7 protein-coding genes, 2 tRNA genes and 2 rRNA genes are annotated in these 13055 nt (G+C 57.8%); 3 read left to right on the top strand and 8 right to left on the bottom strand.

From position 1 onward, the window contains the following. Positions 1-40: 40 nt before the first annotated feature. From OU419_RS03215 to tyrS, 5 genes are all read right to left on the bottom strand, one after another. Positions 41-2932: ribosomal RNA gene (locus OU419_RS03215) — 23S ribosomal RNA — on the bottom strand. Between the two features lie 233 nt (positions 2933-3165). Next, positions 3166-3241 (bottom strand) — tRNA-Ala (locus OU419_RS03210). 29 nt (positions 3242-3270) lie between these two features. After that, a tRNA-Ile gene (locus OU419_RS03205) sits at positions 3271-3347 on the bottom strand. A 64-nt stretch (positions 3348-3411) separates the two neighbouring features. Then, positions 3412-4947 (bottom strand): 16S ribosomal RNA (locus OU419_RS03200). Together the 16S and 23S rRNA genes with 2 tRNA genes alongside form the textbook arrangement of a ribosomal RNA operon. A 546-nt stretch (positions 4948-5493) precedes the next feature. Next, positions 5494-6693, bottom strand: coding sequence for a tyrosine--tRNA ligase (gene tyrS / locus OU419_RS03195; RefSeq protein ID WP_254470364.1), 1200 nt, complete (start codon positions 6691-6693; stop codon positions 5494-5496). Positions 6694-6875: 182 nt separating this feature from the next. Here tyrS and OU419_RS03190 point away from each other — a divergent pair, with 182 nt between their 5' ends. Together OU419_RS03190 and OU419_RS03185 are read left to right on the top strand one after the other, a co-directional pair. Beyond that, positions 6876-8321 carry an OapA family protein gene (locus OU419_RS03190; RefSeq protein WP_254470308.1) on the top strand — a complete coding sequence of 482 codons (1446 nt, stop codon included), beginning with the start codon at positions 6876-6878 and terminating at the stop codon, positions 8319-8321. Between the two features lie 3 nt (positions 8322-8324). Then, the gene (locus tag OU419_RS03185; RefSeq protein ID WP_254470307.1) at positions 8325-9416 is read left to right on the top strand and encodes an anhydro-N-acetylmuramic acid kinase; all 1092 of its coding nucleotides are present in this window, start codon (positions 8325-8327) and stop codon (positions 9414-9416) included. Between the two features lie 57 nt (positions 9417-9473). On the opposite strand, the gene erpA is transcribed toward OU419_RS03185, so the two are convergent. From erpA to OU419_RS03170, 3 genes are all read right to left on the bottom strand, one after another. After that, positions 9474-9824, bottom strand: coding sequence for an iron-sulfur cluster insertion protein ErpA (erpA, locus tag OU419_RS03180; protein ID WP_254470305.1), 351 nt, complete (start codon positions 9822-9824; stop codon positions 9474-9476). A 134-nt stretch (positions 9825-9958) separates the two neighbouring features. Next, entirely contained in the window at positions 9959-10993 is a 1035-nt protein-coding gene (gene argC / locus OU419_RS03175; RefSeq protein ID WP_254470303.1) for an N-acetyl-gamma-glutamyl-phosphate reductase, read from the bottom strand. Between the two features lie 83 nt (positions 10994-11076). After that, positions 11077-12450 (bottom strand): chloride channel protein, encoded by a 1374-nt coding sequence (locus tag OU419_RS03170; RefSeq protein ID WP_254470301.1) that lies wholly within the window; start codon positions 12448-12450, stop codon positions 11077-11079. Between the two features lie 159 nt (positions 12451-12609). Here OU419_RS03170 and hemJ point away from each other — a divergent pair, with 159 nt between their 5' ends. Beyond that, the gene (gene hemJ / locus OU419_RS03165) at positions 12610-13035 is read left to right on the top strand and encodes a protoporphyrinogen oxidase HemJ (protein WP_254470300.1); all 426 of its coding nucleotides are present in this window, start codon (positions 12610-12612) and stop codon (positions 13033-13035) included. Positions 13036-13055 lie beyond the last annotated feature (20 nt).

Here is a 13055-nt window from a genome sequence, read left to right as displayed (position 1 = left end):
GTCGACTTCACCGTCTAACACCAAATTGTTTGGGTGTTATATGGTCAAGCCTCACGGGCAATTAGTATCGGTTAGCTCAACGCCTCACAGCGCTTACACACCCGACCTATCAACGTCGTAGTCTTCGACGGCCCTTTAGGGGAATCAAGTTCCCAGTGAGATCTCATCTTGAGGCTAGTTTCCCGCTTAGATGCTTTCAGCGGTTATCTATTCCGAACATAGCTACCCGGCAATGCCACTGGCGTGACAACCGGAACACCAGAGGTTCGTCCACTCCGGTCCTCTCGTACTAGGAGCAGCCCCTCTCAAATCTCAAACGTCCACGGCAGATAGGGACCGAACTGTCTCACGACGTTCTAAACCCAGCTCGCGTACCACTTTAAATGGCGAACAGCCATACCCTTGGGACCGGCTTCAGCCCCAGGATGTGATGAGCCGACATCGAGGTGCCAAACACCGCCGTCGATATGAACTCTTGGGCGGTATCAGCCTGTTATCCCCGGAGTACCTTTTATCCGTTGAGCGATGGCCCTTCCATACAGAACCACCGGATCACTAAGACCTACTTTCGTACCTGCTCGACGTGTCTGTCTCGCAGTCAAGCGCGCTTTTGCCTTTATACTCTGCGACCGATTTCCGACCGGTCTGAGCGCACCTTCGTACTCCTCCGTTACTCTTTAGGAGGAGACCGCCCCAGTCAAACTGCCCACCATACACTGTCCTCGATCCGGATAACGGACCAGAGTTAGAACCTCAAGCATGCCAGGGTGGTATTTCAAGGATGGCTCCACGCGAACTGGCGTCCACGCTTCAAAGCCTCCCACCTATCCTACACAAGCAGGCTCAAAGTCCAGTGCAAAGCTACAGTAAAGGTTCACGGGGTCTTTCCGTCTAGCCGCGGATACACTGCATCTTCACAGCGATTTCAATTTCACTGAGTCTCGGGTGGAGACAGCGCCGCCATCGTTACGCCATTCGTGCAGGTCGGAACTTACCCGACAAGGAATTTCGCTACCTTAGGACCGTTATAGTTACGGCCGCCGTTTACCGGGGCTTCGATCAAGAGCTTCGCTTTCGCTAACCCCATCAATTAACCTTCCGGCACCGGGCAGGCGTCACACCCTATACGTCCACTTTCGTGTTTGCAGAGTGCTGTGTTTTTAATAAACAGTCGCAGCGGCCTGGTATCTTCGACCGACATGGGCTTACGCAGTAAATGCTTCACCCTCATCGGCGCACCTTCTCCCGAAGTTACGGTGCCATTTTGCCTAGTTCCTTCACCCGAGTTCTCTCAAGCGCCTTGGTATTCTCTACCCGACCACCTGTGTCGGTTTGGGGTACGGTTCCTAGTTACCTGAAGCTTAGAAGCTTTTCCTGGAAGCATGGCATCAACCACTTCGCTCTCTAAAAGAAAGCTCGTCATCAGCTCTCGGCCTTGAACACCCGGATTTGCCTAAGTGTTCGGCCTACCACCTTAAACTTGGACAACCAACGCCAAGCTGGCCTAGCCTTCTCCGTCCCTCCATCGCAGTAACTAGAAGTACAGGAATATTAACCTGTTTCCCATCGACTACGCTCTTCAGCCTCGCCTTAGGGACCGACTAACCCTGCGTCGATTAACGTTGCGCAGGAACCCTTGGTCTTTCGGCGTGGGAGTTTTTCACTCCCATTGTCGTTACTCATGTCAGCATTCGCACTTCTGATACCTCCAGCAAGCTTCTCAACTCACCTTCACAGGCTTACAGAACGCTCCTCTACCGCGCATCTTGCGATGCACCCGTAGCTTCGGTGTGTGGTTTGAGCCCCGTTACATCTTCCGCGCAGGCCGACTCGACTAGTGAGCTATTACGCTTTCTTTAAAGGGTGGCTGCTTCTAAGCCAACCTCCTAGCTGTCTAAGCCTTCCCACATCGTTTACCACTTAACCACAACTTTGGGACCTTAGCTGACGGTCTGGGTTGTTTCCCTTTTCACGACGGACGTTAGCACCCGCCGTGTGTCTCCCACGCTGACACTTCCAGGTATTCGGAGTTTGCATCGGTTTGGTAAGTCGGGATGACCCCCTAGCCGAAACAGTGCTCTACCCCCTGGAGTGATACGTGAGGCGCTACCTAAATAGCTTTCGAGGAGAACCAGCTATCTCCGAGCTTGATTAGCCTTTCACTCCGATCCACAAGTCATCCCCTACCTTTTCAACGGGAGTGGGTTCGGTCCTCCAGTCAGTGTTACCTAACCTTCAACCTGCTCATGGATAGATCGCCCGGTTTCGGGTCTATACCCAGCGACTAAATCGCCCTATTAAGACTCGCTTTCGCTACGCCTTCCCTATACGGTTAAGCTCGCCACTGAATATAAGTCGCTGACCCATTATACAAAAGGTACGCAGTCACCTAACTAAGTAGGCTCCCACTGCTTGTACGCATACGGTTTCAGGTTCTATTTCACTCCCCTCTCCGGGGTTCTTTTCGCCTTTCCCTCACGGTACTGGTTCACTATCGGTCAGTCAGTAGTATTTAGCCTTGGAGGATGGTCCCCCCATATTCAGACAAAGTTTCTCGTGCTCCGTCCTACTCGATTTCACTTCAAAGAACCTTTCACATACGGGGCTATCACCCACTATGGCCGCACTTTCCAGAGCGTTCTGTTAGATTCAAAGAAGCTTAAGGGCTAATCCCCGTTCGCTCGCCACTACTAAGGGAATCTCGGTTGATTTCTTTTCCTCAGGGTACTTAGATGTTTCAGTTCCCCTGGTTCGCCTCTTGCACCTATGGATTCAGTACAAGATACCTAGGTTATCCTAGGTGGGTTTCCCCATTCAGAGATCTCCGGATCAAAGTCTGTTTGCCGACTCCCCGAAGCTTATCGCAGGCTACCACGTCTTTCATCGCCTCTGACTGCCAAGGCATCCACCGTATGCGCTTCTTCACTTGACCATATAACCCCAAGCAATCTGGTCATATGTCTCGAACGTGAAGACGACATTCGCCGAAAATTCGCGCTTGAACTCGCAAATTTTACCTTGACTTGAATGATCACCAGTGAAAGAGATCATTCAGTCTACTTCTATCACATACCCAAATTTTTAAAGAACAGTTCCGGTACAAAGACCAGACATCAATGTTCCTTAACCTGAACATTCATGTCTGAGCTTTTGACGATTTAGAGATGGTGGAGCCAAGGAGGATCGAACTCCTGACCTCCTGCGTGCAAAGCAGGCGCTCTCCCAGCTGAGCTATGGCCCCTTATCGGATCAGCAGCACACCACAACAATTGGTGGGTCTGGGCAGATTCGAACTGCCGACCTCACCCTTATCAGGGGTGCGCTCTAACCAACTGAGCTACAGACCCAATCGTCTAACCAGTGAATCAAGCAATTCGTGTGGGAGCTTATGAAGAAGCTGAGATCTTCGATTAAGGAGGTGATCCAGCCGCAGGTTCCCCTACGGCTACCTTGTTACGACTTCACCCCAGTCATGAATCACTCCGTGGTAACCGTCCCCCTTGCGGTTAGACTAGCTACTTCTGGAGCAACCCACTCCCATGGTGTGACGGGCGGTGTGTACAAGGCCCGGGAACGTATTCACCGTGACATTCTGATTCACGATTACTAGCGATTCCGACTTCACGCAGTCGAGTTGCAGACTGCGATCCGGACTACGATCGGTTTTATGGGATTAGCTCCACCTCGCGGCTTGGCAACCCTCTGTACCGACCATTGTAGCACGTGTGTAGCCCTGGCCGTAAGGGCCATGATGACTTGACGTCATCCCCACCTTCCTCCGGTTTGTCACCGGCAGTCTCCTTAGAGTGCCCACCCGAGGTGCTGGTAACTAAGGACAAGGGTTGCGCTCGTTACGGGACTTAACCCAACATCTCACGACACGAGCTGACGACAGCCATGCAGCACCTGTGTTCCGATTCCCGAAGGCACCCTCGCATCTCTGCAAGGTTCCGGACATGTCAAGGCCAGGTAAGGTTCTTCGCGTTGCTTCGAATTAAACCACATGCTCCACCGCTTGTGCGGGCCCCCGTCAATTCATTTGAGTTTTAACCTTGCGGCCGTACTCCCCAGGCGGTCGACTTATCGCGTTAGCTGCGCCACTAAAATCTCAAGGATTCCAACGGCTAGTCGACATCGTTTACGGCGTGGACTACCAGGGTATCTAATCCTGTTTGCTCCCCACGCTTTCGCACCTCAGTGTCAGTATCAGTCCAGGTGGTCGCCTTCGCCACTGGTGTTCCTTCCTATATCTACGCATTTCACCGCTACACAGGAAATTCCACCACCCTCTACCGTACTCTAGTCAGGCAGTTATGGATGCAGTTCCCAGGTTGAGCCCGGGGATTTCACATTCATCTTACCAAACCACCTACGCGCGCTTTACGCCCAGTAATTCCGATTAACGCTTGCACCCTTCGTATTACCGCGGCTGCTGGCACGAAGTTAGCCGGTGCTTATTCTGTTGGTAACGTCAAATCAGCAAGGTATTAACTTACTGACCTTCCTCCCAACTTAAAGTGCTTTACAATCCGAAGACCTTCTTCACACACGCGGCATGGCTGGATCAGGCTTTCGCCCATTGTCCAATATTCCCCACTGCTGCCTCCCGTAGGAGTCTGGACCGTGTCTCAGTTCCAGTGTGACTGATCATCCTCTCAGACCAGTTACGGATCGTCGCCTTGGTAGGCCTTTACCCCACCAACTAGCTAATCCGACCTAGGCTCATCTGATAGCGCAAGGCCCGAAGGTCCCCTGCTTTCTCCCGTAGGACGTATGCGGTATTAGCGTTCCTTTCGAAACGTTGTCCCCCACTACCAGGCAGATTCCTAGGCATTACTCACCCGTCCGCCGCTGAATCCAGGAGCAAGCTCCCTTCATCCGCTCGACTTGCATGTGTTAGGCCTGCCGCCAGCGTTCAATCTGAGCCATGATCAAACTCTTCAGTTCAATACTGCTTGGGTTTTGAGAAAACCCTAAACTTGGCTCAGCAATCGCATGCTCTAATTAAAGAGCTAAAACTCTCGAATTCACGAGTGTTACTTGCGATGCTGATAATCAGTCGATCATCAGTCTTACATCACAAGCACCCACACGAATTGCTTGATTCAACTTGTTAAAGAGCAGTTGGTTGATTCTTTCGTCTCAACCGAGGCCGCGCATTCTACAGCAACCTCTTACTTCGTCAAGCGTTATTTTCGAAAATTTTCTTTTCTACTCAACCGCTTGCGCTTCGGAGAAGGAAGCCTTCTCACCAGCGGGAGGCGCATTCTACAGCGTTCAAAATCACTGTCAAGCACCTCGATGATCTTCCTTTCAGCTCACTGCCGAAGCAGCCCGCGGAGAGCGACAAGCGAATCGCCTGCCGGACCACCACTCCCGACTTCGATGCTTTGTAAGTGCTTGATTTTCAAGCTCTTTCAGCGCTTCGTCGCTGGGAGTGGTGCGCATTATAGGGACTTGAAAACGCCCGTCAACGACTTTTTTAAACTTTCTTCACTCTGCCACCAGGGAGACTCGAGCAAAGGCTTTCTTACCGGCCTGCAGAACGTGAGTGGCGCCAACCTTGAAGACGAAGCTGCGGCCCACTACCTCACCATCTACCCGCACACCATTGGACGACAGCAGGTCGCGAGCGACAGCGGAGTTCTTCACCAAACCCGCCTTATTAAGGACAGCACCGATCGGCAGGTCTTCAGCCGCCACCACTTCCACCTCCGGCAAATCTTCCGGCAGCTCGCCTTCCTTCAGACGGTTGCCAGCTGATTTGTGCGCAGACGCAGCAGCCTCCTCGCCGTGGAAGCGAGCAACGATCTCTTCGGCCAGCTTGATCTTGATGTCTCGCGGATTGGCACCAGCCACTACATCCTTACGGAAGCACTCTATCTCTTCCATAGAACGGAAGCTGAGCAGCTCGAAGTACCGCCACATCAAGGTATCCGGAATGGAAACCAACTTGCTGTACATGACACCCGGCGCTTCCTGGATACCAATGTAGTTGCCCAGCGACTTGGACATCTTCTTCACGCCATCCAGGCCTTCCAGCAGCGGCATGGTCAGAATGCACTGCGGCTCCTGCTCGTAGGCGCGCTGCAACTCACGCCCCATCAGCAGGTTGAACTTCTGGTCGGTACCGCCGAGCTCCACATCCGCACGAAGTGCCACGGAGTCGTAGCCCTGAACCAGCGGGTAGAGGAACTCATGAATGGCAATGGACTGGTTGCTGGCATAGCGTTTGCTGAAATCATCGCGCTCCAGCATGCGGGCAACGGTGTACTGGGAGGCAAGGCGGATGAAATCAGCGGGGGACAACTGGTCCATCCAGGTGGAATTGAAGGCTACCTCGGTCTTCGCGGGGTCGAGAATCTTGAAAACCTGCGACTTGTACGTCTCGGCGTTTTCGAGAACCTGCTCCCGCGTGAGGGGAGGACGGGTAACACTTTTGCCGCTGGGGTCACCAATCATCCCAGTGAAGTCGCCGATCAGGAAGATGACCTGATGCCCGAGGTCCTGGAATTGGCGCAGCTTATTAATAAGGACAGTGTGCCCGAGGTGCAGGTCCGGGGCGGTCGGGTCGAAGCCGGCCTTGATACGAAGCGGCTGACCGCGCTTGAGCTTGGCGACCAGCTCGGCTTCCACCAGAATTTCGTCCGCGCCGCGCTTGATCAGCGCCAGCTGCTCTTCGACCGACTTCATTGCAGTTTCCTGTACGTTGCGAATTGCGAAAGGGAACCAACGATACAAGAACAGACACTAAAAACAAGTTTTGCCGGGTGTCAGCGAATCAGACGCCAGAACCTCGACAGCAGGGTTGCCTCCGAGGAAATTTGGTTATATTTTAGGCAGTTATTTCACATTCCAAAAACACCACTCACGCCATGACGCAATCCGATCAGAAAGCGCCGTACTACCCGAAGAGCCATCTGCTGGCCGCAAGCGGCGTAGCAGCGCTCCTCAGCCTGGCTCTGCTGGTGTTCCCCTCGGCCGAAGTCGAGGCGAAGAAGACCACGCTCAATCTGGAGCTGGAAGGCGGTACAGACCGCATCATTCAGGAAAAAGACGATCTTCGAGCCAATCCGGTCACGGAAGACGACGGTTCTTCTCCCTTTGCACAGATAGAAGCACCGTCCGATAACCAGAACAGCGCCGGAAAAGACGCGGAAAAGAAGAACGATCTAGCCGATTCGAACAAGCAACCCTCCCCCTCCGCTTCCGCAGAACCTGCCTGGAAGAGCGTGACTGTGGGCAAGGGCGACACTCTTTCCACCGTGTTCGCGAAGGCCGGCCTGCCGGCGAACGTCGTGCACGACATGCTTGCCGCCAACAAGGACGCCAAGCAGTTCACCCGTCTCGATATCGGCCAGGACGTGGATTTCCTCATCGACGCCAAGGGCGGCCTGCAAGGCCTGAAGGTCAAGCGCAGCGACCTCGAGACCATCAGCCTGAGCAAGTCCGCCAAGGGCTATGACTTCAAGCGCGATCTGGTCAAGCCGTCGGTACACGCCAACTATGCCCACGGTCGCATCGACAGCTCGTTGTTCGCCGCCGGCAAGGACGCGGGCCTGTCCCACGATCTGATCATGTCGATGGCCAATATCTTCGGTTACGACGTCGACTTCGCCCTGGATATCCGCGAAGGCGACGAGTTCGACGTGATCTACGAATCCCAGCAGGTGAACGGCAAGCAGGTCGGCACCGGCAGCATCCTCGCCGCTCGTTTCGTCAACCGTGGCAAGGAATACACTGCTGTCCGCTATACCACCAAGCAGGGGAACACCAGTTACTTCCGCGCCGACGGCACCAGCATGCGCAAGGCGTTCATCCGTACTCCGGTGGACTTCGCCCGCATCAGTTCGCGCTTCTCGATGGGCCGTTTCCACCCCATCCTGAACAAGATTCGTGCACATAAAGGCGTGGATTACGCGGCGCCGATCGGCACTCCGATCAAAGCCACCGGCGATGGCAAGATCCTCGAAGCCGGCCGCAAGGGTGGATACGGCAACGCCGTAGTCATCCAGCACGGCCAGCGCTACCGTACCGTTTACGGACACATGAGCCGCTTCGCCAAGGGTATCCGTACCGGCATCGCGGTGAAGCAGGGCCAGATCATCGGCTACGTCGGCATGACCGGCCTTGCCACCGGCCCGCACCTGCACTATGAGTTCCAGATCAACGGCCAGCACGTCGACCCGCTCAGCGCCAAGCTGCCGATGGCCGACCCACTCGGTGGCGCGGAGCGCAAGCGCTTCATGGCACAGACCCAGCCGCTGATGGCGCGCATGGACCAGGAGAAAGCAACCTTCCTGGCCCTGAACAAGCGCTGAGTCATGCCGCTCTATCTGGGGGTGATGTCCGGTACCAGTCTCGACGGACTGGACATCGCTCTGATCGAGCAAGGCGAGCAGACCTCCCTGCTCGCCTCCCATTACCTCCCAATGCCCGCGGCATTACGTGCCGACCTTCTCGCACTCTGCGCCAGCGGCCCCGACGAAGTCGCCCGAGCCGCCCTGGCGGAAAACAACTGGGTGCGCCTGGCCGCCCAGGGCATCGATGAACTCCTTTCTCGCAAGAGCCTAAATGCCGCCTCGATTCGAGCGATCGGCAGCCACGGCCAGACCATCCGTCACGAGCCGCACCTAGGCTTTACCGTGCAGATCGGGAATCCGGCACTACTGGCGGAACTCACCGGCATTGATGTAGTAGCCGACTTCCGGCGTCGCGACGTCGCCGCTGGCGGCCAGGGCGCTCCGCTGGTGCCCGCCTTCCACCAGGCCCTGTTCGGCAATGAGCACCGCGAGCGTGCAATCCTCAACATCGGCGGCTTCAGCAATGTCTCGCTGCTCAGCCCCGGCCAACCCGTGCGCGGATTCGATTGCGGGCCGGGCAATGTCCTGCTGGACGCCTGGATCCAGGAGCAACACGGCCACCCTTACGACCGCGACGGCGCCTGGGCAGCCAGTGGATCGATCGACCCACAGCTACTGCAGCGAATGCTGGCGGACGATTTCTTCGCCACGCGGGGCCCGAAGAGCACCGGGCGCGAGCGTTTCAACCTGGGCTGGCTGAATGGGGTCCTCGCCGATCACACTGCGGCCAAGGCCGAAGACGTGCAGGCCACGTTGCTCGAATTGACCGCCTGCAGCATTGCTGCGTCGCTTCACGATGCGCAACCCGGCTGCGAGGAGGTTGTGGTCTGCGGCGGAGGCGCTTTCAACATCACCCTGATGCAACGCCTTGCCGCACACATGCCCGGCACTAGCGTGATCAGCAGCATCGACCGAGGAGTGCCGCCGGAGTGGATGGAAGCAATGGCATTCGCCTGGCTGGCCCATCGCTTCCTCGAGCGCCTGCCCGGCAACTGCCCCGAGGTCACCGCAGCTCGCGGGCCACGCATTCTCGGTGCGCTCTACCCTGCCTGAATCGTCTCCAGAAACGAAAACGCCGCGCAATAGCGCGGCGTTTTCATTGCAACAGCGTCAGATCGAGAAGGACTGACCGCAGCCGCAGGTGGTCGCTGCGTTCGGGTTCTTGATGACGAACCGCGAACCTTCGAGGCCTTCCTGATAGTCGACTTCCGCACCGGCAAGGTACTGAAAGCTCATCGGATCCACCACGAGGCTGACGCCGTCGCGCTCGACGATGGTGTCGTCGTCGGCAGTGTCCTCATCGAAAGTGAAGCCGTACTGGAAGCCCGAGCAGCCACCGCCCGTGACGAACACCCGCAGTTTCAGCCGCGGATTGCCTTCCTCGTCGATCAGCGTCTTCACCTTGGTAGCGGCCCCTTCGGAGAACATCAGCGGGGTGGGGGTGAAGGTTTCGATGGTCATGGTGACAACTCTCCCGGCCGAAGCCGTACGTTACAACATTGCGGGCTATTATCCGCTTACCCCAGAAAAACGGTCAACTAATCCGCATCATCCTTTGGTCCAGATCAATCGACCGTCTTCCAGCGGCATCCACCTCAGGGCAGCAGGGCGACGTTGGAGAGCCCCATACGCTCTTCCAAGCCGAAGAGAATGTTCATGTTCTGGATAGCCTGGCCCGAAGCGCCTTTCACCAGGTTGTCGATCACCGACAGCACGACCACCAGATCCTCCCCCTGCGGGCGATGCACCGCGATACGGCAAACATTGGCGCCACGTACGCTGCGGGTTTCAGGATGACTGCCGGCCGGCATCACGTCGACGAACGGCTCGTTGGCGTAGCGCTCCTCGAACAACTTCTGCAAGTCGACAGTGCGATCGGCGACACGCGCATACAGGGTCGCGTGAATACCTCGAATCATCGGGGTCAGGTGCGGAACGAAGGTCAGGCCGACATCCCCCTTGGCCGCGCGACGCAGGCCCTGGCTGATTTCCGGCAGATGGCGATGCCCTTTGACCGAATAAGCCATCATGCTTTCGCCGGCTTCGCAGAACAGCGAACCGACCTTGGCGCCACGCCCCGCCCCGCTGACGCCGGACTTGCAATCCGCGATCAACTGGCTGGCATCGGCGAGACCGTTTTCCAGCAGCGGAATGAAGCCCAGTTGAGTGGCAGTCGGGTAGCACCCCGGAACGGCAATCAGCCGCGCGGACTTGATCGCCTCGCGGTTGACCTCCGGCAGGCCGTAGACAGCTTCCGGCAGCAACTCCGGCGCGCCGTGGGGTTGGCCGTACCACTTGGCCCACTCATCGGCATTCTGCAGGCGGAAGTCGGCGGACAGATCGATCACCCGCGTCCCGGTGGCGAGCAGTTCGCCGGCCAGGGCATGGGCCACGCCATGCGGAGTAGCGAAGAACACCACATCGCATTCACCCAGGCGCGTTGCGTCCGGCACGCTGAATGCCAGGCCGTCGTAGTGGCCTCGCAGGTTCGGGTACATATCGGCGACTTTCACGCCCTCCTCGGAACGCGAGGTAATCACCTCTACGCGTGCCTGGGGATGCTGTGCCAGCAGGCGCAGCAGCTCCACGCCCGTATAACCCGTACCGCCTACGATACCGACCTTGATCATCTGCCTGTCACTCCACCTATGGGGCCAAACTCAGGGGCGACCATGATATGAGCCGCTGCCCGGGCTGAACAGAGCGAATATGCCTAGGTTCGTGGCCCTTTGGTCGGCAGAAGGCTCTCCTGTAGCTGGCGAGCCAGTGCGTGATAGATCGGCAGCGGATTGAGTCGCGCGGAAATGCCACTGGCCAGCAGCGTGGCGGCCAGGATCGGAATCAGCATGTCCGGGCTGTGGCACATCTCGATGGTGATCACCGTGGCAGTCAGCGGAGTACGCGTCACCCCGGCGAGATAGGCAGACATACCCAGCAATCCCACAGCCGGCAGGCTCGCACCGGGGATCAACGGAGCCAGCCAGGGTGCCAGGCTCGCGCCGACGGTCAGCGACGGCGAGAACAGTCCGCCGGGGATGCCGGCAATGAAGGAGATCACGTTGGCGATGAACTTCCATAGCAGGAAGTCATGCCCCACCACCGGTTGGCCTTCGAGGATGGAGCGCGTCTCCGCGTATCCCGTGCCGAACACGTGCTGGCCGGACAGCAATCCGAGCAGCGCCAGCAGCAACCCGCAGGCAGCTGCGAAGCGCAGGGGCCAACGCCCGCGCCAGCGACTGATGAAACTCAGCGGGCCGCGCTGGGCCGGCAGGATCAGCCGGCAGTACAAGCCGCCAAGCAACCCGCCAAGCGCACCGCAGGCAACCACGGCGATCCACGCCGGCCCCAGCGGCATGCTTTCCGAAAGCCGGCCGAAATAGCTGTAGCTGCCCATCAACCCGAGGGTCACCATGCCGCCCAGCAGCACGGCGGTGAGTACCAGCCCGCTAAAGCGTTGCTCGAAGGTACGGCTCATCTCTTCGATGGCGAATACCACGCCGCCCAGTGGCGTATTGAAAGCCGCCGCGATGCCTGCGGCACCACCGGCGATGATCAGGCCGGAAACCGTACGCTTGTCGTACAACCCGAGACGGCGGCCGAACGAGTACATCAGCGCTGCGCCGATGTGCACGGTCGGCCCCTCGCGCCCCGCCGACGCCCCCACGAGCAGCGCCAGCAGCGTCAGGAACAGCTTCCCTGCTGCAATCGGTATCGACAACAGCGCGTTGCGCGTGCGGCTGCTGCGTTGTTCCAGAGCCACGATAACCTGCGGAATACCGCTGCCGCGGGTGTTCTTCAACGCCCCCTGGGTCAGCCAGACCAACCCGGCGAACCCAAGCGGGCAGATCAGCCAGGGCCACCACTGGTTATGCGCCACCACGGCGCGAAAAGTCCCGGAGGCGAGGTCCGCGAGATGAGCGAAGGCCAGCGCCACCAGACCGACCAGCAGCGCCCCGACCCAGAACGCCAGGCTCCGCCGCCACTGGCGGAGCAACGGGTGGCGGACCAACGATCGCCGCGGTGCGGCACGCGGGATTGGCACTGCTTTCTGTTCAGTGGAGTCATCGGGCGGCGTAGGGTCGGACATGAGCGAAGGCGCCAGGCATCTTCCGGATGCCACGCGGCACGCGCGGCAATGCGTCACGCGTGGGAAGATCAATGACGCCCCACAGTGTAATAGAACCGGGGATGACGACATTGCACGGCGCCACTACTATCGGCTCAACCGTGATTCGAGGAAATTCCGATGCTCTACCTGTGGCTCAAAGCCTTTCACATCATCGCCGTGGTCTGCTGGTTCGCCGGCCTCTTCTACCTGCCGCGCCTGTTCGTCTACCACGCCATGAGCGAAGACGCCGCCAGCCGTGAACGCTTCTGCATCATGGAACGCAAGCTGTACCGCGGCATCATGCTGCCCTCGATGATCCTCACCATCGTGCTCGGTGCCTGGATGCTCTACCTCTCGCCCGGCTGGCTGAGCCAGGGCTGGATGCACGCCAAGCTCACCCTGGTGGCGCTGCTGATCGGTTACCACCACGCCTGCGGCGCCATGCTCAAGCGTTTCGCCCGTGGCGAAAATGGTCGCAGCCACGTGTTCTACCGTTGGTTCAATGAAGTACCGGTACTGTTCCTGCTCGTCATCGTCATCCTGGTGGTGATCAAACCCTTCTGACCCCATCCGTCGAGGAGACC

Origin of the sequence: Pseudomonas triclosanedens (genome assembly GCF_026686735.1) — a bacterium.
Classification (GTDB): domain Bacteria; phylum Pseudomonadota; class Gammaproteobacteria; order Pseudomonadales; family Pseudomonadaceae; genus Pseudomonas; species Pseudomonas triclosanedens.
The sequence above is the reverse complement of the archived record's forward strand: the minus strand, read 5'-3'. Positions and strand labels throughout refer to the sequence as shown.

What these genes read in the sequence shown, in the direction of transcription:
- tyrS (WP_254470364.1), bottom strand. Translation starts at nt 6,693, where the DNA reads ATGAAGTCGGTCGAAGAGCAGCTGGCGCTGATCAAGCGCGGCGCGGAC.
- OU419_RS03190 (WP_254470308.1), top strand. Translation starts at nt 6,876, where the DNA reads ATGACGCAATCCGATCAGAAAGCGCCGTACTACCCGAAGAGCCATCTG.
- OU419_RS03185 (WP_254470307.1), top strand. Translation starts at nt 8,325, where the DNA reads ATGCCGCTCTATCTGGGGGTGATGTCCGGTACCAGTCTCGACGGACTG.
- erpA (WP_254470305.1), bottom strand. Translation starts at nt 9,824, where the DNA reads ATGACCATCGAAACCTTCACCCCCACCCCGCTGATGTTCTCCGAAGGG.
- argC (WP_254470303.1), bottom strand. Translation starts at nt 10,993, where the DNA reads ATGATCAAGGTCGGTATCGTAGGCGGTACGGGTTATACGGGCGTGGAG.
- OU419_RS03170 (WP_254470301.1), bottom strand. Translation starts at nt 12,450, where the DNA reads ATGTCCGACCCTACGCCGCCCGATGACTCCACTGAACAGAAAGCAGTG.
- hemJ (WP_254470300.1), top strand. Translation starts at nt 12,610, where the DNA reads ATGCTCTACCTGTGGCTCAAAGCCTTTCACATCATCGCCGTGGTCTGC.